Here is a 20,680-nt window from a genome sequence, read left to right as displayed (position 1 = left end):
TCGTACGGAGAGACAATGTCCAAGAAACCGTTCTATCCGGGCCTTGCCGTCGTCACCGGCGCGGGCAGCGGCATCGGGCGCGGCACCGCCAAGGCCCTGGCCGAATGCGGCGCGGAAGTGATCGTCGCCGATATCGACCTCGACTCCGCGCGCGACGCCGCATTGGAGATTCGACGACTGGGCGGGATCACCCATCCCTACCGGCTCGATGTCGCCGACACCCCGGCACTGGAAGCCTTCGCCGAACAGGTGCGCACCGAGCACGGCGTCCCCGATGTGGTGGTCAACAATGCGGGCATCCTGGTGGGCGGACCACTGCTCGATGTCCCGCTGCGCGACTTCGAGCGCATCACCGATATCAACCTGATGGCGATGATCCACGGCTGCCGCGTCTTCGGCGCGCAAATGGTCGAGCGCGGACGCGGCGGCCACCTGGTCAACATCTCCTCGATGGCCGCATTCGCCGCCGCGCCCTACACCGGGCCGTACAGCATCAGCAAGTACGCGGTGAAGCACTTCAGCGATTGCATTCGCGCCGAATTCGCCGCGCACGATATCGGCGTCACCGCCATCTGCCCCGGTCTGATCGCCACCAATCTGTCCAACAGCATGAAGGCCGACGGCATCCTCGACGCCGAACAATCAGAGCTGACCCGCACGCTCATGCTCAAGGGACAGGCACTGCTCGGACAGCATCCGGACAAGGCGGGCCAGAGCATCGTCAATGCCATCCGCCGCAATATCGCCGTCGAACCGATCCGCCCCGAAGCCCGAATCGCACGCCAGGTAACGCGTTTCGCCCCCGGTCTGGTGCGCTTCGCCATGACCCAGGCAGGACGGCGCGATGTACGCAAGCTCCGCGATACCGTCGCCGGCCCGCAAGCGATCGCGCGGGCAGGTCAACTCGTGGAACGTCTTCCGTTCCGGGCGGGCCACGGTGTCGACACCGCCGACGGTTCGCTGAACACCAAAGTCGGCGGTGCGGTATGAGCAAACCCTTCTATCCCGAACTCGCCGTGGTCACCGGGGCGGGCAGCGGTATCGGGCGCGGGACCGCCAAAGCCTTCGCCACTCTCGGTGCGAAAGTCGTTGTCGCCGACATCAATCCCGAACACGCCGCCGAGACGGTGGCGATCATCGAGGCCGCCGGTGGCGCGGCGGTGGCCTATACCGTCGATGTCTCCGATACCCCGGCGCTCGAGGACTTCGGTGCGCGCGTCGCGGCCGAGCACGGGGTGCCCGATGCGGTGCTCAACAATGCGGGCATCTTCGTCGGCGGACCGTTCCTGGACACCCCCGACGCGGACTTCCAGCGCATTATCGACATCAACATGATGGCGATGATCCACGGCTGCAGGATCTTCGGCGCGCAAATGGTCGAGCGCGGGCGTGGTGGGCAGCTCGCGAATGTGGCTTCCCTGGCCGCCTTCGGACCGGCCCGGTTCACCAGCGGATACAGCGTGGGCAAGTACGCGGTGAAGCATTTCGGGGATTGCCTGCGTGCGGAGTTCGCTCAGCATCGGATCGGCGTCACCACCATCTGCCCCGGGCTGATCGCCACCAATCTCGCCGATACGGCCACGGTGTCGAGTATCGACGCCGAGCAGGCCGATATCGGCAAGGTCGCGACGCGGCGGGTCATGGCCCAGCTCGGCATGCATCCGGACAAGGCCGGGCGCATTGTCGTGGACGCCATGCGCCGGAATCTGCCGGTGCGGCCGATCCGGCCGGAAGCCTATGTCTTCCAGGCGGCGGGGCGTTTGGCTCCGGGGCTGTGGCGCGGGGTGGTTCGCACCGCCATGGGGCCGGAGTTGGAGCGACTCGGGCGCGCATTGCTGGACCGGCCGGACGCCACCGCACGGGCGGCGGCGCTGGTGTCCAGGATCGGATCGAAGGATGTCGGCAATCCGGCTGAAACGGGTTATGCGGCAGCGGATTCAGTGGCGGGAGATGCCCTGACCACCGGGAGGACACCATGAGGAATCTGCGATCGGCGGTAGCCGTCGTCACCGGGGCGGGCAGCGGTATCGGGCGGGGCACCGCCAACGCCCTCGCGGCCGAGGGCGCGAAAGTCATTGTGGCGGACCTGGACATCGCGGGCGCGGACCAGACCGTCGCGGGGATTCGGGCGAATGGGGGTCAGGCGGCGGCGTATCGGATCGATGTCTCCGATACCGAGGCGCTGGAGGCGTTCGCCGACACCGTATCGGCTGAGCACGGGGTTCCGACCGTGGTGGTCAACAATGCGGGCATTCTGGTGGGCGGGCCGATTCTGGATGTGCCGCTCGCGGACTTCGAACGCATTGTGGCCGTGAACACCATGGCGATGATCCACGGCTGCCGTATCTTCGGTGAGCGCATGGTCGAGCACGGCCGGGGCGGGCATCTGGTGAATATCGCCTCGATGGGCGCGTTCGCACCGTTTCGGCTGGGGACGCCGTACTGCGTATCCAAGGCGGCGGTGAAGCATTTCAGCGATTGCGTGCGCGCGGAGTTCGCGCAGTACGGGATCGGGGTCACCGCGGTGTGTCCCGGCTTGATCGCCACGAATCTCGCCGAGACCGCGGAAATGGCAACGATTTCCGATGGTCAGGCCGATGTGGTCAAGGAGGCCGTGGCGCGCGGTATGGCGCTGGTGGCCATGGATCCGGATAAGGCGGGGCGGCATATCGTCTCGGCCATCAAGCGCAATCAGGCGATCAAGCCGATTCGGGCCGAGGCGTGGCTCTCCTACGGGCTGTCCCGGCTCTCGCCCACCGCGCATCGCGCCATCATGCGGGTCGCCACCGGCCCGGAAATCGAGAAACTCGGACGCGGCCTGGCCGACTCCGACGGCGCCGGGAAGCTGCTGCGCGCGGTGCCCGGGCGACGTGGATTGAGCAATGCGCCCCGCCGGACCATCGCGACCATCGTCGCCGACCAGGAGAACTCACTGTGAACGCATCCATCCCGGCTGATTCCACCGCTCCACTCGCGAGTTCGGTGGCGCTGGACTCACGGCGCGGGCTCAATCGCACCATCGCCGCCTTCTTCTCGGTCGCCTCGCGCGCGTACGACCAGCGCACCCTGCAACGGGTCGTCTATCAACCGCCGCAGGATGAGATCCTCGACCTGCTGCGTCGTCAGGGTTCCCGTCATATCGTCGATATCGGGTGCGGCACCGGCATTCTCACCTCGCGCATCGCCGAGGAACTGCGGCCCGACACCGTGTATGGGATCGACATGTCCCCCGGCATGCTGGCCCGCGCCCGCGAACGCAGTCAACTGGTGCAGTGGCGCAATGAGCCCGCCGAACAGCTCGGGCTGCCGAATGAATCGGTGGACGCGGTCATCACCACCACGGCCTTTCATTTCTTCAATCAGCCGCTCGCGCTGGCGGAGTTCCACCGGGTACTAAAACCCGGTGGGCTGCTCGCCATCAACGCGATCAACCTGCGCGCCCGCTGGGCCGCGCCCGCGCAACGGCTCACCGGTACCCGGTTCAGTCCGGCCGCCGCGCCGTCGCCACAGCAGATGGTCGACCTCATCACCATCGCCGGATTCGAACTGGTCGAACAGCATCCGGTGCGGCGGCCCTGGTACAGCCGCCCGTGGCCGGACATGCTCACCGTGGCCGTTCGTCGCTGACACCCCTCGCACCAGAAGGACATTCGAGATGCCCGCATCCAAAGCCAAAGGCCGTCAGGCGAAACCGGCTCCCAAGACCGAACCCGACTTCCAGATCGCCGTCATCGGCGCGGGCCCCGGTGGGCTCGCCGCGGCGGTGAAGCTCAAGCAGGCCGGACTGCGCGATTTCGTCGTCATCGAGCGCGCCGATGATGTCGGCGGCAGTTGGCATGAGAACACCTATCCCGGGCTGGGCGTTGATATCCCGGCGGTCGCCTATCAGTTTTCGTTCGCCCGCAATGCGGACTGGAGCCGGGTGTTCCCCTACGGCGCGGAGGTGGAGAAGTATCACCAGGAAGTGGCGCGGCGGTTCGGGCTCTATGAGCATCTGCGCTTCAATACCAATGTCGCGCGCGAGGAATGGGATGACGCCAACAACTACTGGAAGCTCATCACCGACTCCGGTGAGGTCATTTCCGCGCGGTTCCTGATCAGCGCGGTCGGTGCGTTCGTGCGCCCCAAGGAAGAGGCGGGGATCCCCGGCCGATTGAACTTCCAGGGCAAGTATCAGCGACCGTCGAGCTGGGATCACAGCTGGGACCACCGGGGTAAGAAGGTCGGCATCATCGGCACCGGAGCCAGTGCGGTGCAGATCATTCCAGCCATCGCGCCCGAAGTGGCGCAGCTGACGGTCTTCCAGCGCACCCCGGTGTGGTCATTGCCCAAACCCGATTTCACGGTGCCGCGCATCGGGCAGCGACTGCTCGCGGTGCCGGGATTGCAGGCGGCGCTGCACGGGGTCGTGCTGGTCGTGGTGGATCTGGTGCTGCGCGGTGCGATCGCGGTGCCGACCGAGACCGCCAAGACCGCCATGACCTGGTTCGATCGTTCCACCATCGCGGCCTATCAGCGATTCCTGCGGCTGATGGTCAAGGATCCGCAGACCCGCGCGCAGCTGACGCCGAACTTCGGCCCACTTGCCAAGCGGCCCACCATGTCCAATGGATATCTCAAGGCGTACAACCGCGACAATGTCGATCTGGTGACCGAGCCGATCGAGGAGATCACCGCCACCGGGATCAAGACCCGCGACGGTGTCGAACACGAATTCGACATGATCGTGCTGGCAACAGGCTACGAGGTGTTCTCCGATCCCGAGACCTACCGTCCCGGAACCATTGTGGGCCGCAACGGATTCGACCTCGGCAAGTTCTGGACCGAGAACGGGATGCAGGCGTACGAGAGTGTGTCGGTGCCCGGGCTGCCCAATCGCTGGACGCTGGTCGGACCGTACTCGTGGACCGGATCGGGGTGGCATTCCTTCGTGGAGATGACCGCCGATCACGCGGTGCGGGCCATCAAGGAAGGGCTGCGGCGGCGCGCGAAAGTGGTCGAGGTGCGCAAGGAAGCGCTCGACGCCTATCACGCCGAGATCTTCCGGCGTGCGGAACCCATTCGGTTCTACTTCAACGAACTCAACGCGCACACCCCGACGTACTACCGAAACTCGCAGGGGGACAGCACCTACGTGCGTCCCTCGGGGTTCTTCGAAGCCAGCCGCGGGCACCGCAGGTTCCCGCTCGACGATTACAGCTACGAGACGCCGCAGGCGGATGTTCCCGCCACACCGACCCGCCTTGTCGCGGGCGCATAGCGGCCGGGGGAACTCCGCCATGTCAGTGCGCGGCCGGACGAGCGGCAACACCGTGCATCCGGTCGCGCCGCGACCGAAAAGCCCCGCCCCACAGGGGGTTCGGGCTCCTCGGTCGCGGCCGACGATCGTGGACGAGATCACCGATCAACTCGCCTACCGCATCGCCGCGGGGATCTATCGGCCCGGCGAACTACTCCCTTCGGTTCGGCAACTGGCCGTGGAGTTCTCGGCCAGCGCACCGACGGCCAACAGCGCGCTCGGTCGCCTGGCCGCGTTGGGTTTCGCCGAACCCCGGCGCGGACTCGGCTATATCGTGCGCGATATCCAGCTCTACGGTGGCATCGACACCTGGCGCTACCTGTTCCGATTCGCCCACCGCATTCCGGAGCAGGCTTCGCGCCTGTTCGCCGACATCATCGACGTCGACCACATCCTCGTCATGCAGGCGGTGCGTGCCTTCGTGGAAAACCCGCGCAGCTACGACGTCTCCTCCGCCACCCGCGCGCTGGATCGCATGGAAATGCTCGTGCACGACCCGCAGGCCACCCTCACCGACATCATGACGGCCGAATTGCATATGCTGCGTTGCACTTTCGCCGCGCTGGGCAGCATCGGCAGCCTGAGTCTGTTCAACACCGTCGGCGAACTGCTGATCACCATGCCTGAAGCGGCCCAGGCGTTCTACGAACCCCTCGAACCCGAGGCACACGTCGTGATCGGCCGCACGCTCCAGGAACTCCAGACCACCGGCGATGCCATCGACCTGCCCGATCTGTCCCTGGTCGAGACCGTCATGCGCACCTACCACGACCAGGTGGTCGAAGCCTTCCGCCGCCTGATCACCACCCCGGAAACCTGACCTCACCCGAAAGAGACTCCACCCCATGGTCTTTCACCCCGAAATCGTCGAACCATCCTCGGACTTCTACGAACGCGCACCCATAATCGTGCGCGGCAGAGCCGAATTCGACGTCCCCGCCACCCGCCTCTGGCAGGAGGTGGAATCCTTCGCCTGGCTCCCCGCCGTCACCGCCCGCTGGGAAACCCCCGCCCCGCACGGTCCCGGCTCCCGCCGCCGCCTCACCCTCGGCCCCCTGCTCCTGAGCAACGAATTCGTCACCCGCACCGACCCCAACCGCGAAATGGCGTTCTTCATAGGCGAACTCCCCGTCCCCGGCATGCGAGCCATAGCCGAACGCCTCACCATCGAAGACCTATCCCCCACCCGCAGCGCCGTCACCTACACCATCGCCGCGGCCCCCACCGGCTTCCCCACCATCCGCCTTGCCCCACTGGCCCTACTCACCAACCCCATCTTCTCCCTCGCCCTGAAAGTCCTCATCGGCCGCTCCTTGCGCGCTGCCGCCTGACATTCGTTCCCGAGCACCCGGCGAGCCCGCGACCTGCGGTTCATGGGGAAAGTTGGGATCGGTAGGTGGAGAGCCCCGCATTTACTAATCCCATGACATATTCACAGCCCCCCGCAAACCAGCCCCAGTCCACCGGCTTGGACAAGAAGACCAGCGCGATCCTGTCCTACGCATTGGGCTGGGTCACCGGAGTCATCTTCCTCTTCATCGGCAAGAACGATTCCGACGTCAAATTCCATGCCGCACAGTCCATCGTCTTCTTCGGCGCGGTCTCGGTGGCCAATATCGCCCTGAGCATCATCGGGTCCCTGCTGGGGGCCATCGGCATCATCTTCTCGCTTGTCAGCCTCGTCCTCTCGCTTCTCACCCTCGTCGTCTGGATCATGTCGATGGTGCAGGCGAATAAGACCGGCGGTGTTCGTGCGGAGATGCCGATCGTCGGCAAGTTCGTCGCCCCCTATGCCGATCGGCTGGCCGCCTCGGTGAGCTAGCGGTGGAGCGCTATAGTCCGAAAATCAACGGCCCGAGGCAACTCGGGCCGTTGACGTCTGCGCGAACCATCCGAACCTGCCGACAGGTCGAATCGAGGGAGTCGAATGCGTATCGGGGTGTCCGGGCCACACGGGACCGGGAAGACGACGCTGGTGCGGGAGTTGTGTTCTCGCTTCGGGGATCTCACGCCGGTGGAGGAGCCGTATGTGCTGCTCGAGGAAGACGGTTATGACTTCGAATTTCCGCCCTCACGTTCGGATTACCGGGCTCAACTGGAGTACTCGATGCAGCTGCTGAACTCGGAGCCCGATGGGTCCGTTTTCGATCGGACGCCGCTCGATTTTCTGGCGTATCTGTCGGCGAGCGGTGTCGATATCGAGGCCGATATCGATGCCACGGCGATTCGAAGTGCCTTGGCCACACTGGATTTGCTGGTGATCGTGCCGATTACCGCCGAGACCGAGCGGGTGCTGCCCGCAGCGGAAATGCTGGGACTCCGTCGCACCGTGAACGATGCGTTGCTGGAGTTGGTGTACGCCGACCAACTCGACCTGCTCGCGAATATCCCGGTGCTCGAGTTGACGGTTCCGCTCGCGGACCGGGTCGAGAAAGTCGGTGCCCTGATCCGCTGAACCGTCCTCCGCGAGGCTCCTCGGCGTTCAGCACCACCACCGGGCGCACCGGCTCGCCTCTGAAGGGCGGATCGGACAAGAATATGTGGTCTGACATCCGCCGGACGCGCCGGCGGGTTGATATCGCTGATCGATTGGAGTGAACGCGATGCACGCAGTGGAACTGACTCGATTCCGGGTGGACCCGGCGAACACCGATGCCATGCTGGCGGCTCGTCCGGCCATGCTGGCCGATTTTCAAGCCGACCGAGCGGGCTTTCTCAGCGCGCGGCTCGTACGGCTCCCCGATGACCAGTGGCTCGACGTCGTCGAATGGCAGACCGAAGCCGATTTCCAGGCGTCCCGGGCCAAAGGACCAAATCTGCCCGGAATCGCGGCGTTCTTCGCCACGCTCGGCGAGCTCGTCTCCGGCGAACTCGGGACTCTCGCCGACCTCGACCTGGGATAGTCGGAGCGGGAAGAGATTCCGGCTGCGGCGGGTTGACCCCACCCATGACTGTCACCGCCATATCCACGTTGCAGGCTCGCCCAGGAAAGGAAAAGCTGGTGCGCGCGCAGGCGCTCTCGCTGATCGAGCCTTCGCTGGCCGAGCCCGGCTGCCTGAACTACCAGCCTTATCAGCACCCTACCGAGCCCGGGAGCTGGGTCGTCGTCGAAACCTGGGATAGCCGTGCGGCATTCGAGGCGCATCTGGTCAGCGCGCACATGCGGGAGGCATTCGAGGCGGGAGCCGAGTTGCTGGCCGGGCCGCCCAGCGAACAGCTCTTCGAGACTTCCAACTGATAACCCGCTGTCGACGCCGAGCGGTGCGGCAACCCCGCTTGGCGTCGCAGGTCCCCATTGTGGCGGGATTCGCCACCATCGAAATGTGTTGTGCGACACTACCGTTGGGTTCGTTGAATATTTCGAACCCTAGGAGACATCGTGCGTTCTCACCTGCGCCGATTCCGTAGTACCTATTCGGTCGCCGCCGTCGCGCTCGCCACCGCCGGTATGGTGGCGGCCGGAGCCACACCGGCAACCGCGACCACCTATTTGTACAACGTCACCGGCAGTACCGCACCGGGCGGTGCGTTCACCGGCTCCAGCCCCCACCCGGTGTTCAAGAATGCCGGGTACGCGGACGTACTGTCTTGCGCTACAGCATCATTCAGTGGATCGATGCCCAACGTGACCAATTCCGCGGGCGCGATCGGTACCTTCTCCGGGTACACGTTCTCGCAGTGCACCTTGCCGTCCGGACCATCCGCGACAGTGACCGCCACCGTCCATCCGGCCACACTCACCGTGACCGGCGGCGAGACGGTGTCCGGAACACTGCCGGTGGGCACGCTGAGCCTCGCCGTCAACGCGTCGAGCTGCTCGTACACCCTCACTCAGGCAAGCCCCCTGAGCTGGCAAGTGAACAGGGGCAGCGCATTTCAGTCGTTGGTCACGTTCACGCCCGAGAACGTCAAGGGCTCGTGCGGGCTGATAGCCCCTATCGTGTTCGCGCACGGTGGAACGATTCAACCCAACGTGACCAGCCACCCGGCCTGAGCCCAATCTCTCTGATCGACAAGCAGATTCGAGGCTGACAAGGGTATCTTGCGGCAACGATGCCGCGATCTCATCGCGGGAGTGACGGAGCCCCGAACCCCTCCGTCACACCCCGTCCGGGCCCGTGGGCCTCGAACCGGCGGGTATGGCGACGGTGTGCAAACATCGGTCGCATGGCTATATCCGCGGAATCCATCGCGCACCTGCGGCTGACGGTGTCCGATATCGACCGATCGCGGGACTTCTACGAGAAAGTCTTCGAATGGCCGGTGGCGCTGGAGGTTCCGGATGATGCCGATGCGGAACTGCGGCAGCGGCTGAGCTTTCTCGATGGCGGGGTGATCTACCGGATGCAACACGGACTGATCGGGCTGCGGCCGGTGGCGTCCGATCGCTTCGACGAGAATCGCGTCGGGCTGGACCACCTCGCGTTCTCGGTCAGCTCACTGGCTGAACTGAAGGCCGCCGCAGCGCATCTGGACGCCTGCGGTGTGCCGCACGAAGACATCAAGGACATCGGCGTCAGCTATATCCTCGAGTTCCGGGATCCGGACAACATCGCGCTGGAACTCGTCGCCCCGAAGTAACTTCGAAAACCCGCCGCGAGCTGCGGGTTTGGGCAGACTGCATGCATCGGTGTCATAGGGCCGGGCAATTTCCCAGATCTGCGGGAATGGCAGCTCGTGGCATTGACCGTTTCCGTGTGCGGCTGCACGATTGCGCGAAATGGCGGTGCGAGGAGGGATGCGATGACGAATTGGTTGCTGCTGCGGGGGCTTACACGGGATCAGCGGCATTGGGGTGGGTTCGACGAGAAGTTGGCGGCGCGGTTGGGGGTGCGCGTGGTGACCATCGATCCACCGGGGTTCGGGACGCAGAATGGGCGGGTTTCGCCTCGGTCGATGTCGGCGATCACCGACGATATTCGGGGACGGTTCGAGCGCGGGGATGAGAAGTGGTCGCTGCTGGGGATTTCGCTCGGCGGGATGATGGCGCTGAATTGGGTCGAGCGATATCCGGCGGATTTTCAGCGGTGCGTGGTGGTGAATACCGGTGCGCCGGCGGTGTTTCGGCCGCATCAGATGAAGACCGGGCTGGTGTCGCTGGTGGCGGGTAAGCAGTTCCGGTCCCTGGAGGCGCATGAGGCCGCCGCGCTGGCGGTGTCCAGTAATCGACCGAAAGCGGAGTTGGCTGACCTGGCACTGACGTGGGCGCAGTATCAGCGGGAAGCCGCACCGCTCAACGCGAGTGCGCTGGCGCAGGTGGCCGCCGCTGCCACGTTCCGGTTGCCCGCGCGAATCTCGTTGCCGCTGTTGGTACTTGCGTCCAACGGCGATCGACTGGTGGACTATCACATGTCGGAGCGAATCGCCGCCCGCTTCGGTGCGAGCTTGGCGCTGCATCCCGATGCGGGCCATGACCTGCCACTCGATGACTCCCCGTGGGTGTGCGAACAGATCGCGCGCTGGCTGGCGGAAATGAAATAGCCGGGCCTAGCTTGTTGCGGCGATCGGATCCTCGGAATCGGGAACATAACCGGTGGCGAACACCTCGGCCAGATCCTTGACGAGATCGGTTTCGCCCGATCGCCGCCAGACCAGCGCCCAGCGTGCGGGCGGAACATCGGGCATGGGGATATAGGCGACATCGGGTCTGCCGTAATACCGGGCGGCGTGCCCATGTACCGGGGTGATCGCCCTGCCCGCCGCCACCAGCAGGATCAAGTCCTGGAAGTTGGCGGCGTGCGCGGTGCGGGCGATGGGCCTGCCGCTGGGGGTAAAGAACGGGACGGCCGCCGCGGCCCAGTAGTCAGGGGGCGCCGTGTCCGGGTCCGATGGCGGCACACCGAAGACGCCGTAATCGGCCAGATCCTCGTACGATGCCGATTCCCGCTGTGCCAGTGGATGATCCGAGCCGACGAGCAGCACGAACGGCTCCTCATAGAGCGTTGGCCCCACCACCAGATCGGGTTCGTGAATAGGCAGCCAGCTCACCAATGCGTCGATCTCGTCCCCGCGCAGCGCGCCGAAGGGATTGCCGAAATGAATATGCTCGAGATGCACCTGACAATCGGGGTACTTGGACTGGAAGGCGTCCAGCAGCGGCCGCACATGTTCGAGATCGCTGCTGGTGAGCCCCAGCCGCAGGATGCCCGCATCGCCGTAGCGAGTCGCACGCGACGCCCGCCCCAGACTCGCGCGCAGATCCCGATAGTTGGTTTGCAAATCGTCCCGCAGCCGCACCCCGATCGGCGTCAATCTCACTGTGCGACTTGACCGTTCGAAGAGTTTGCCGCCGATTCGGCGCTCCAATTTCCCGATCACCTGACTAACCCGAGCCTGCGAAAGATGCAATCGCTCCGCGGTCCGGCCGAAATGCAGCTCCGCCGACAGCGTCAGAAAAATCTCGATATCGCGCAAATCCAAATCGCGCAGGTCCATGCAGTTTCCCATCGATCACGGCGGCTTATCGCATCATACGCATTTCCCGGTTGATCAATTCCCGCCGCGAACCGAGGCTGAGATCATCGACGACCGCCGCGAAGGCGTTCGCCGCCCGCCCGATCGAAAGAGCAGTCAATGCCAACGCTTCCGTGGTCGACCATCGGCACGCCCGGCACCCCCGAGGTGCAGTGCATGGCCTCGCGCCTGGAGGTCAAGTCGCTGCGCAACGCGCCCGGCTTCCTGCTGTCCTCACTCGCACTGTGGTGGCAGGCCCGCCGCTCACCGGGCGTACTCGGTGTGGCCCTGAAGGCCGAGATGTTCAAAGGCGTCTTCTGGACCTACTCGGCTTGGGACGACAAAGCCGCGATCTACTCCTACGCCCGCACCGAACCGCACCGCTCGACCGTCGCGCGCAAGCGAAAGGTCATGCGGGACGCCACCTTCGTATTCTTCACCGCGCCGGCGGATGACATGCGCCTGTCGTGGGATGAGATCGGTCGTCGCATCGACGCGCAGCGCGATTCGACCGCACCGACTTCCTCCCCCGCGTGAGCCCCAACCCGATGCGGGTCGCCCGTGACTTCGGCCGTCACCCCGCGACCTGGCTCCCGCCGCTGTTCGTCATGCTGCTGCTGGCGCTGGCGCTGCCCGCGATCTACCTCGGCGGGACTCTCGACCCGTCCGCGAATCTGCGTGGGCTACCGGTCGCCCTGGTCGTCGAACCGCAGACCACCGCCGGTTTCGATGCCGCCGAGCAGGTCCGTGAAGCCATCGCCCAGCACGTCGACCGCGAGGCCATCGACCTCATCGAGATGACGCCCGAAGAGGAACGCGAGCAGATGGCGGGCGGCAAGATCTTCGGAGCCGTTCGCATACCCGCCGACTTCAACGCCGAGACCGCCCGGCTCGTGAGCGGCGCGCCGGGTCCGCCCACTCACGCGGTGGTCCACCTCGACACCAATCCGGCCGCCGCGACGATGAGTACCGGTTTGTTCACCGGCTATCTCACGCCGGTGGTCGCGTCGGTGAACACGTACCTGGGCATGGTGGAGCCGACGTACAAAGCGCCGATCAGCGCCGCCACCGCTACCGCGCTGGCCACCCCATTCACAATCGCGACCGCACCGCTGACACCGCTACCCGCGCGTACCGGATTCGGGACCAGCGTCTTCTATTACGCCGTCGTGCTGGTTCTGCTCGGCTTCATCGGTGCTTCGGTAATTCATCCGATTGTGGACTCCGCCAGCGGTTTTCAGCCGAGCGAGCTGGGCCCGAAGGTGCAACGCCGCCGGTACACCCATCTGTCCCGACTCCACCTGCTCGTCGTCAAATGGTGTGTGGCGCTGATCGCGGCACCCCTGAGCGCCGGACTGATTCAGTTGATGGCAACCAAAGTGCTGCACATGCCGGTCGCCTCCCCCTGGCAGCTATACCTGTTCTCCACCAGCACAATTGCCGCCGTCGCGCTCAGCGCCCTGACGGTGTTCGCGATCTTCGGATCACTCGCCCCACTGGTCAATATGTTCTTCTTCATCGCCCTGGCCATGACCTCTTCGGCGGGCACGATTCCCATCGAAGGCACCCCCGCGTTCTTCCGCGTGATCGCGAATTTCGAACCGATGCAACCGATCGTGTCCGGGTTGCGCTCGATCCTCTATCTCCACTCGCTTCCCCTGTCGGGACTGCGCCCGGCCTGGATCCACGTCGGTGTCGGCGCCCTGCTCGGTGTCGTCATCGGCCTGATCGTCACCACTAGCTACGACCAGATCTCAGCTTTCACCCGGCGGCCGAGTCGAGCCGACAGTGATCACGACCCCGATCTACGTCAAATGACGGATGCCACGGCCGCGTCACCTTCCTAGATTCGATTGTGCAGAACAGCATTTCATTTAGTTCCCGGCCAACTCCCGGGTGTCGTGGGGCGGGGAAGCGCTTGGTGGCGTCATCAGCGAGGCCGCGGGGCTGCCGAACTCGCAAACCCGACAGCAACCCACTGCATCCAGACTCGTCGAATCCGGATCAAGGCGGCATATCCGGTATGTCCAGAACCCGTTGCAGCGCAGCGAGACCCGTGTCCGAATCGCGCCGGATCTCGGGCAGTGTCAGAATCACGATCGTGATGTTGACGGACGGCATCGGGGTGCCGGGGCCGTCGGTCGGTAGCAGCTTCCTGCGATAACCGTCGCTCTAGCAGAAAATCTACTAAAACCTCCAACAATCGAGTAGATTTCCGGCATGCCCTCCAGTCAGACGATCGAAAGACTCCAGATCATCCACATGCTTGGTTGTGATGTCAGGATGTCTTACGCCGCCATGGCCACGGTCGCCGGAATCTCCGAACAGACCGCAGCACGCCGATACCAAACTCTCGTCCGCAACGGCATCCTGCGATGCACCGCCACTTTGGATCACCGCACCCTAGGGCAGCACGAATGGATTTTGCGAATCACCCCCAGCTCCGAAGGTACCAAGCTCGCGGAAATGCTTGCGCAGCATGACGATATGAGCTGGGTCAGCATGACCGCCGCCGATGTCGTCTGCCTCTATCAACCGCAGTCGGCCGCCGATAACGACCTCATGCTCACCGACCGCATCCGCTCCACCTCCCTGGTCGAATCGATGGATGCCCGCCAGGTTCTGCGCCGCTTCCCGCTGCACACCACCTGGCCCGATCTCGGCTGGACCCTCGACGCCACTCAGCGCGAACGACTCACCGAGGCAGCAGATCCCTTATTCGCCATCGACCGGCACGGGGATACCCCGAACCACGACGCCGCCGACCTCAGTGCGGACGATCGGCGGCTGATCGCTCTGCTCGCCGAGGACCCGCGCGCCTCGTACAGCCACCTCGCACGGGTCACCAACCTCACCCCGGCGCGCGTGGCGACACGGATCATCGACCTCACCGAAGCCGGAGTCCTGCGTTTCGACCTCGAGGTGGATCAGAACCGCCTCGGTCTGCGCATCTCGGCCGCACTGTGGGCCGGTGTCGACCTGGACAAACTCGACGCCGCCGGACATGCCCTGGCGCGCATGAGCGAAATCCATTACGTCTGCGCCACAACCGGACCCACCGCCATCTTCGCCACCATCGCCGCCCGCGATACCGACCACCTCTACAACCTCCTGACCAACGAACTGGCCCGCATCGACGGACTGCACTCGATCGATGTCCGCACCGACCTGCGCACACTCAAACGGAGCCGAGTCCGCACCGCCTGACGCTGATTCACGGGCAACGAGTGGGAATCGCGGATCGGGATCAAGTTGTGCGCAAGGACATCTCGATACTCGAGAGTGTCTGCCGCAATGACGCCACCTCACGCCTCGCGGCGTTCTCGGCATCGTGGAACACGCTGACCTGACGGCTCGTCAGATCGGCTCCGGCGCGCACGGCGGCGTTGAGCGCGGCGTCGGTGAGCGACAGGTCATGTCGAGCTTGGCGACATTGGGCCAGCGCTTCCGCGCGGACCGCCGGATAGCGGCTCCACTGGGCCGTCTCGGCCGTAATCACCGCCAGCGCAGCGGATTCCAGAGACTTGCCGATATCCGCGTAATACCGGCACTGGGCGAGGAACGCGTGGTGCGCGTGCGCGAATCTCATGCCGCACGCCCTGCGGCGCAGGGGAATTCGGGCCGCCGGGTATCTCGGGAGCAGCGATCTCGAAGGTGATCGGCGCTCGAGCCCGCTAACCGCGCGATCCGGCCTTCGTCCGAGTCTGTCACGCGGAATATGGCCCGAGCCTGCTGGGTCACCGAAGACACCCCTCTTTTGTGGAACTATATGGTTTCAAAAACTCGAAGGAACAGTAACTTAGGGTGGCATCCGCGCAGGCGGCAATGGCCCCGACCTGGCGAAACCGTGATGGAGAACACGCTCGCGCGAACGCCTTCGGTCGACTCCGGGACGTCACCACCGCCGCTGCGCATGCGGGGTGGTCCACGCCGGCGCGGGTGATGATCGTCCACGTGCCCTCGCACCATTCGTTATCGGCTCGGTTGCGGTCGAGGGCCTCGAACTTGCGGTCGCCCAGGGCATCTCGTAGTCGTTGTCGGCGATCAGGGCGACGAGCTCCTGAGTGCGGAACACTTGCACGGGCGTGCGCGTGCCCGTTCGGCGAGCCTGTGGAAACCTCTGGCGCGCCGCGGGCGAGGCTGTGAATTGGCTGGGAAGGTGACGGTTTCGGAGTCGGCGGGTGCCAGGAATGGGTGGTGGGCTGGGCCTATTGTGGGAATCGTGGCTGACCGGATGACGTCTTCGAGCATGCGGGTTCTTGTTGTCGACGATGAACCGAATATTCGGGATCTGCTCGGGGCCGCGTTGCGGGCGAGTGGCTTTTCGGTGACCGTGGCGGCAACTGGGGTGGAAGCGCTGGCCGCAGCGGCGGCGGCAACGCCCGATATCGTCGTGTTGGACGTAATGCTGCCCGACATGGACGGGTACACCGTGGCTCGGCGGTTGCGGGGAGCGGGCAATGATGTGCCGGTGCTGTTTCTGACCGCGCGGGATGCGGTCAAGGATCGGATCGAGGGGTTGACCGCGGGTGGGGACGATTACGTCACCAAACCGTTCAGCCTCGAAGAGGTGGTGTTGCGGTTGCACGCGATCCTGCGGCGCACGGTGGTGCCGCAGGATGCGGAGGTGACATTGCGGTTCGCCGATCTGGAATTGAATGCGGACGCGCACAGCGTGACTCGCGGTGGCGTGGGGCTGTGGCTCTCGGCCACCGAGTTCAATTTGCTGCGCTATTTGATGACCAATGCCGGGAAGGTGGTCAGTAAGCGGCAGATTGTGGATCAGGTGTGGGATTCGGCGGACGGGCGGGGGGATCGGGTGGTCGAAACGTTCATCAGCCAATTGCGGCGCAAGGTAGACGCGCACGGTCCGGCATTGATTCATACGGTTCGGGGTGTGGGGTATTCGCTGCGTCTGCCCGGTGAGAATTCGTGATTCGGTTGCACCGCAGTTGGACGCTGCGTACCCGCGTGCTGGTGGCGGCGCTGACCATTACCGCGGTGGGAATGGTGGCCTTCGGAATTCTCGCGGTCTCGATGCTGGATCGGGCCGAGCTCGCGCGCATCGACGCACAGCTCAATACCGTGGTGGCCGATATGACTTCGGTCAATCGGCCTCCGCCGCCGCCGCGGCCCGCCGACAGTACGGCCGAGGATCAGGTGCCCTCGCCATTTCGGGTGTTGTTCTTCGATATCAACGGTGAACCCACCATTCGAATCGGTAGCTCGGTATCTCCACCGGAACTGCCGGCGATGGATGCCGCCGCCGTGCGAGCGCGAGGCACGCGTGCGATCACCGTCCCCGCCCATGACGGCAGCGTCCAGTGGCGCGTGCGAACGGCCTATCAACCGCCGAATCAGTTCGAGCCCAATGGCGGCACCGTCGCGGTCAGCATGTCACTGGATACCTACGACGCCACCCTCAGTCAGCTCCGCACGATCGAGATCGCCGCCGGAATCGGCCTGCTGGCAATCCTCGGCGTGGTCGCGACCTGGCTGGTCCGCGTCGGCCTGCGCCCGCTGACCCGCATCGAGCACACCGCGCAGGCGATTGCCGCCGGGGAGTTGGATCGTCGTGTAGCGCAAACCAATTCGTATACCGAAGTAGGGCGCCTCGGTACCGCGTTCAACATCATGGTCCAACGCCTGTCGTCCGCCCTGCATCGTCTGGAGGAGTCCGAGGCGCGAATGCGGCTGTTCATCGCCGACGCCTCGCATGAGTTGCGCACCCCGCTCACCTCGATTCGCGGCTACGCCGAACTATATCGATTCAGCGGCCCGCAACCTGCCGACGAGGTCGAGCGCATGATGCGCCGCATCGAGGACGAAGCCGTCCGCATGGGCCTGCTCGTCGATGACCTGCTGCTGCTCGCGCGCCTCGACGAGGAGCGCCCGATGGATATGACCAAGGTCGATCTGACCGCCATCGCCGATGACGTCGTGCATGATGCGGTTGCCCGTACTCCCGAACGCGTTGTGCGGCTGCATATTCCGGCGGAGCCCGTCCACACCTACGGTGACGAGCATCGATTACGGCAGGTCCTGACCAACCTGATCGGCAACTCCCTCACCCACACCCCCGCCGATTCCGCCGTCGACCTCACCATCTCGCGCGGACCCGCGCCCTCGACCACGGACGTCATCGCCCGAGCCGGTGCCGCCATGCCCGAGTCAGGCAATCTCGCGATCATCGAAATCCGTGACAACGGACCGGGTATCGCGCCTGACAAGGCTCCGCACGTCTTCGACCGCTTCTACCGCGCCGACGAATCCCGCTCCCGCACAGGCGGTTCCGGCCTCGGTCTGGCCATCGTCAGCGCCATCCTCGCCGCCCACGGCGCGCAAATCCAGCTCATCACCGCGCCCGGCGTGGGAACACGCTTTCGCATACTGGCCGAACTCGCACCGTGACAACCACATCCACGTGATCGACCGGGCACGGCTGCCGATCGCGTTCCCAGCGCTGACGGGCCGGACGTTCCGTCGCTAGGGTTCCTTCCGCATTGGTCGGACACAGGAGTCGTCATGGCGGAGGTGACCGGCGCTGCCGGTGGGGTGCGGACCTTGATTCCCGCGCGGATCGATCGGTTACCGTGGTCGCGGTTTCACACCCGAATGGTCATCGCGCTGGGCGTGGCATGGATTCTCGATGGGCTGGAGATTACCGTCGCCAGCGCGGTCGCGGATACGCTCACCAAACCCGAAGCGCTGCAACTATCTTCGACGGCAGTGGGGTTTCTGGCGACCGTCTACCTCGCCGGGGAGGTGGTCGGCGCACTGGTATTCGGGAACCTGTCCGATCGGCTGGGGCGACGCAAGTTGTTCGTCATCACGCTCGGTGTGTACCTGATCGGCAGCGGGCTTACCGCCTTCACCCTCGGCAGTGGCCCGGGCTGGCTGGTGTTCCTGTACCTGACCCGATTCATCGCGGGCATGGGTATCGGCGGCGAGTACGCGGCGATCAATTCCGCCATCGATGAGCTGATTCCGGCGCAGTATCGCGGCCGGGTGGATATCGCGGTGAACGGAACCTATTGGGCCGGTGCGATTCTGGGCACCTTGGGCGCGTACATCCTGCTCAATCACGTGAGTCTGGACCTGGGCTGGCGGCTCGGTTTCCTGATCGGTCCGGTGCTGGGCCTGGTGATCGTGCTGGTGCGGCGCAATCTTCCGGAGAGCCCGCGCTGGCAGATCATGCAGGGCCGGGCCGACGACGCCGAGGAATCGATCCGGGCCATCGAGGACGAGGTGCGGGCTTGCGGGGTCGATTTGCCGCCGCTGGATGAATCCAAGGCCATGATGGTCAAGCCCGCCGACCAGATCGGTTATCGAGCGCTGACGCGAATCCTGTTCCGCGACTATCCCTCTCGGGCGATTCTCGGCGCGAGCCTGATGATCAGCCAGTCATTCCTCTACAACGCGATCTTCTTCACCTACACCCTCGTGCTCGGCAAGTTCTACGACGTCCCCTCTGCCGCCACCCCGCTCTACCTGATCGCCTTCGCCATCGGAAATCTGCTGGGCCCCTTGACTATCGGCCGCTTCTTCGACACCGTAGGCCGCCGCGTCATGATCGCGGGCACCTATATCGGCTCCGGTGCCCTGCTAGCCCTCTCGGCCTGCCTGTTCTACAGCGGAGCCCTGAACGCCATCACCCAAACCATCTGCTGGTGCGTCATCTTCTTCTTCGCCTCCGCCGGAGCCAGCGCCGCCTACCTCACCGTCAGCGAGATCTTCCCCCTCGAGGTCCGAGCCAAGGCGATCGCCGTATTCTTCGCCATCGCACAGTGTTTCGGCGCGCTCGGCCCGGTCATCTACGGAGCCTTGATAGGCGACGGTACCTATCCCCTGGGCCTGTTCCTCGGTTACCTGGTCGGCGCGACGGTCATGATCGCGGGCGGCGTGATCGCCTACCGCCTGGCCGTCGACGCCGAAGGCCGCTCACTCGAGGACATCGCCCCGCCCCTGTCTGCCGCGATCTCCGAACCCACCCACACCCCGGCCGAGTAGCTCACCGCTGGACCAGCAGGGCGGTCGGGTTGAGCACCGACCACTCCTTGTTCCGCCAGATGGCCGATCCATCGATGGCATCCCAGCCGCGCAACGCGCCGTACTGGCCGATATCGGCCAGGACCAACTCCTGGTCCAATAGTGCGTTGTAGCGCGCTGATTCGGCAGCTGTCGGGCGTGCGATATTGCGCAGCGCGCCCAGCTCCCGATGAACCTGCACGAGGGTGCGACCGCGGTCGTTCTCGAGCGCACTGAGGGTGATCGTCCTGGCATCGGGGCGCAGCGCCATCCGCAGCACCTTGGCCTGCTGGGCGGCCAGGTCCTGAGTACGGGCGGGATCGGTGTAGTGCAGGGCGATGCGCTCGAGCGGTGAGGCATAGGTACCGGATCCGGTGGTGCCGCCGCCCGGCCGCACCGGGCCCGATACGAATGCGTCGAGGTAACGCGTCTCCTCGAACCCGCGGAACAGCTCGGTGCCGCCGGACGCGATCGCCGCGTCTATCTCATGGGCGGTGGCCCTGGTGACGCGGCCGTCGAAGCCCTGCAATCGCTGAATTCTCTCGAAGGTCGGCGAGGCCCCCAGCGAATCGATTCCCCCGGATCGGCGCAGTGCGCTGTAGTCCGCCTCATCGATGAGGTCACGGCCGCGGACATAGGCGGGAGATGCTGCGCCGGTGGCGATCCCGTCGCTCAGGGCCGGCGACGCATCGGCCACGGTCCTTGTCGAGGCGGCCTCGGTCTCGAGCGTTCGCCGCACGCCCCCGCTGATGCCGTGCGCGGCTCGCGAGGGCAGGGCGGCGGCCACGTCGGAGGTGTCCTTGGCCATGGTGCCGAGCAGATCACGCACCGCGCGCCATGCGGCATCCAATTCTCCGCCCATGGGTGTCACTGTGCTGCACGATGTCTCCACATCGGCGC

23 protein-coding genes are annotated in these 20,680 nt (G+C 65.1%); 20 read left to right on the top strand and 3 right to left on the bottom strand.

The genetic code is table 11. The features are described from left to right. The first annotated feature begins 15 nt into the window (after window positions 1-15). The 14 genes from AB0L82_RS39020 to AB0L82_RS38955 all read left to right on the top strand — a co-directional run bounded on the left by AB0L82_RS39020 (window position 16) and on the right by AB0L82_RS38955 (window position 10,780). Window positions 16-990 carry an SDR family NAD(P)-dependent oxidoreductase gene (locus tag AB0L82_RS39020; RefSeq protein ID WP_364648819.1) on the top strand — a complete coding sequence of 325 codons (975 nt, stop codon included), beginning with the start codon at window positions 16-18 and terminating at the stop codon, window positions 988-990. Beyond that, window positions 987-1,979, top strand: a complete 993-nt coding sequence (locus AB0L82_RS39015; protein ID WP_364648816.1) for an SDR family NAD(P)-dependent oxidoreductase — start codon at window positions 987-989, stop codon at window positions 1,977-1,979. The genes AB0L82_RS39020 and AB0L82_RS39015 overlap by 4 nt, the downstream gene beginning before the upstream one ends. Beyond that, window positions 1,976-2,938, top strand: coding sequence for an SDR family NAD(P)-dependent oxidoreductase (locus tag AB0L82_RS39010; RefSeq protein ID WP_364648813.1), 963 nt, complete (start codon window positions 1,976-1,978; stop codon window positions 2,936-2,938). Before AB0L82_RS39015 ends, AB0L82_RS39010 begins: the two co-directional genes overlap by 4 nt. Then, window positions 2,935-3,627: a methyltransferase domain-containing protein gene (locus tag AB0L82_RS39005; RefSeq protein WP_364648810.1), complete on the top strand. Its 693-nt coding sequence runs from the start codon at window positions 2,935-2,937 to the stop codon at window positions 3,625-3,627. Before AB0L82_RS39010 ends, AB0L82_RS39005 begins: the two co-directional genes overlap by 4 nt. A gap of 28 nt (window positions 3,628-3,655) precedes the next feature. Next, on the top strand, window positions 3,656-5,260 hold the full coding sequence (locus AB0L82_RS39000) for an NAD(P)/FAD-dependent oxidoreductase (protein ID WP_364648807.1): 1,605 nt from the start codon (window positions 3,656-3,658) through the stop codon (window positions 5,258-5,260). A 127-nt stretch (window positions 5,261-5,387) separates the two neighbouring features. Next, a complete protein-coding gene (locus AB0L82_RS38995) occupies window positions 5,388-6,119 on the top strand; it encodes a GntR family transcriptional regulator (protein ID WP_364648805.1) in 732 nt (243 codons plus the stop codon). A 25-nt stretch (window positions 6,120-6,144) separates the two neighbouring features. Then, on the top strand, window positions 6,145-6,630 hold the full coding sequence (locus tag AB0L82_RS38990; RefSeq protein WP_364648802.1) for a hypothetical protein: 486 nt from the start codon (window positions 6,145-6,147) through the stop codon (window positions 6,628-6,630). 92 nt (window positions 6,631-6,722) lie between these two features. Then, the gene (locus tag AB0L82_RS38985; RefSeq protein WP_364648799.1) at window positions 6,723-7,121 is read left to right on the top strand and encodes a hypothetical protein; all 399 of its coding nucleotides are present in this window, start codon (window positions 6,723-6,725) and stop codon (window positions 7,119-7,121) included. Between the two features lie 105 nt (window positions 7,122-7,226). Further along, the gene (locus tag AB0L82_RS38980; RefSeq protein WP_364648796.1) at window positions 7,227-7,754 is read left to right on the top strand and encodes an AAA family ATPase; all 528 of its coding nucleotides are present in this window, start codon (window positions 7,227-7,229) and stop codon (window positions 7,752-7,754) included. A 148-nt stretch (window positions 7,755-7,902) separates the two neighbouring features. Continuing rightward, the gene (locus tag AB0L82_RS38975) at window positions 7,903-8,202 is read left to right on the top strand and encodes an antibiotic biosynthesis monooxygenase (protein WP_364648793.1); all 300 of its coding nucleotides are present in this window, start codon (window positions 7,903-7,905) and stop codon (window positions 8,200-8,202) included. A gap of 44 nt (window positions 8,203-8,246) precedes the next feature. Beyond that, window positions 8,247-8,537: a putative quinol monooxygenase gene (locus AB0L82_RS38970; protein WP_364648790.1), complete on the top strand. Its 291-nt coding sequence runs from the start codon at window positions 8,247-8,249 to the stop codon at window positions 8,535-8,537. Window positions 8,538-8,678: 141 nt separating this feature from the next. Next, window positions 8,679-9,293 carry a hypothetical protein gene (locus AB0L82_RS38965; protein WP_364648787.1) on the top strand — a complete coding sequence of 205 codons (615 nt, stop codon included), beginning with the start codon at window positions 8,679-8,681 and terminating at the stop codon, window positions 9,291-9,293. 173 nt (window positions 9,294-9,466) lie between these two features. Beyond that, a complete protein-coding gene (locus tag AB0L82_RS38960; RefSeq protein ID WP_364648784.1) occupies window positions 9,467-9,880 on the top strand; it encodes a VOC family protein in 414 nt (137 codons plus the stop codon). A 162-nt stretch (window positions 9,881-10,042) separates the two neighbouring features. Next, window positions 10,043-10,780 (top strand): alpha/beta hydrolase, encoded by a 738-nt coding sequence (locus AB0L82_RS38955; RefSeq protein WP_364648781.1) that lies wholly within the window; start codon window positions 10,043-10,045, stop codon window positions 10,778-10,780. Window positions 10,781-10,786: 6 nt separating this feature from the next. Here the strand turns inward: AB0L82_RS38955 and AB0L82_RS38950 are convergent, their stop codons facing one another. Continuing rightward, window positions 10,787-11,734: a LysR family transcriptional regulator gene (locus AB0L82_RS38950; protein WP_364648778.1), complete on the bottom strand. Its 948-nt coding sequence runs from the start codon at window positions 11,732-11,734 to the stop codon at window positions 10,787-10,789. 138 nt (window positions 11,735-11,872) lie between these two features. Between AB0L82_RS38950 and AB0L82_RS38945 the strand changes: the two genes are divergently transcribed. The 3 genes from AB0L82_RS38945 (at window position 11,873) to AB0L82_RS38935 (ending at window position 14,959) form a co-directional block, all read left to right on the top strand. Next, on the top strand, window positions 11,873-12,289 hold the full coding sequence (locus AB0L82_RS38945; protein WP_364648775.1) for a hypothetical protein: 417 nt from the start codon (window positions 11,873-11,875) through the stop codon (window positions 12,287-12,289). Then, entirely contained in the window at window positions 12,286-13,599 is a 1,314-nt protein-coding gene (locus tag AB0L82_RS38940; RefSeq protein ID WP_364648772.1) for an ABC transporter permease, read from the top strand. Before AB0L82_RS38945 ends, AB0L82_RS38940 begins: the two co-directional genes overlap by 4 nt. A 436-nt stretch (window positions 13,600-14,035) precedes the next feature. Further along, window positions 14,036-14,959 carry an Lrp/AsnC family transcriptional regulator gene (locus AB0L82_RS38935; protein WP_364648769.1) on the top strand — a complete coding sequence of 308 codons (924 nt, stop codon included), beginning with the start codon at window positions 14,036-14,038 and terminating at the stop codon, window positions 14,957-14,959. A 40-nt stretch (window positions 14,960-14,999) separates the two neighbouring features. Here AB0L82_RS38935 and AB0L82_RS38930 read toward each other — a convergent pair whose 3' ends face one another. Beyond that, window positions 15,000-15,341 carry a hypothetical protein gene (locus AB0L82_RS38930; protein WP_364648766.1) on the bottom strand — a complete coding sequence of 114 codons (342 nt, stop codon included), beginning with the start codon at window positions 15,339-15,341 and terminating at the stop codon, window positions 15,000-15,002. Between the two features lie 645 nt (window positions 15,342-15,986). On the opposite strand from AB0L82_RS38930, the gene AB0L82_RS38925 reads away from it, so the two are divergent. From AB0L82_RS38925 to AB0L82_RS38915, 3 genes are all read left to right on the top strand, one after another. Then, window positions 15,987-16,688 carry a response regulator transcription factor gene (locus AB0L82_RS38925; protein WP_364649130.1) on the top strand — a complete coding sequence of 234 codons (702 nt, stop codon included), beginning with the start codon at window positions 15,987-15,989 and terminating at the stop codon, window positions 16,686-16,688. After that, a complete protein-coding gene (locus AB0L82_RS38920; RefSeq protein WP_364648763.1) occupies window positions 16,685-18,163 on the top strand; it encodes a HAMP domain-containing sensor histidine kinase in 1,479 nt (492 codons plus the stop codon). The genes AB0L82_RS38925 and AB0L82_RS38920 overlap by 4 nt, the downstream gene beginning before the upstream one ends. A gap of 114 nt (window positions 18,164-18,277) precedes the next feature. Next, window positions 18,278-19,762: an MFS transporter gene (locus AB0L82_RS38915; protein ID WP_364648760.1), complete on the top strand. Its 1,485-nt coding sequence runs from the start codon at window positions 18,278-18,280 to the stop codon at window positions 19,760-19,762. Between the two features lies 1 nt (window position 19,763). On the opposite strand, the gene AB0L82_RS38910 is transcribed toward AB0L82_RS38915, so the two are convergent. Further along, window positions 19,764-20,642, bottom strand: a complete 879-nt coding sequence (locus AB0L82_RS38910; RefSeq protein ID WP_364648757.1) for a hypothetical protein — start codon at window positions 20,640-20,642, stop codon at window positions 19,764-19,766. Window positions 20,643-20,680: the final 38 nt, after the last annotated feature.

The sequence above is a fragment of the Nocardia sp. NPDC052001 genome (assembly GCF_040680615.1).
Taxonomy (GTDB): Bacteria; Actinomycetota; Actinomycetes; order Mycobacteriales; family Mycobacteriaceae; genus Nocardia.
This window is presented reverse-complemented; position numbering and strand designations above follow the sequence as displayed.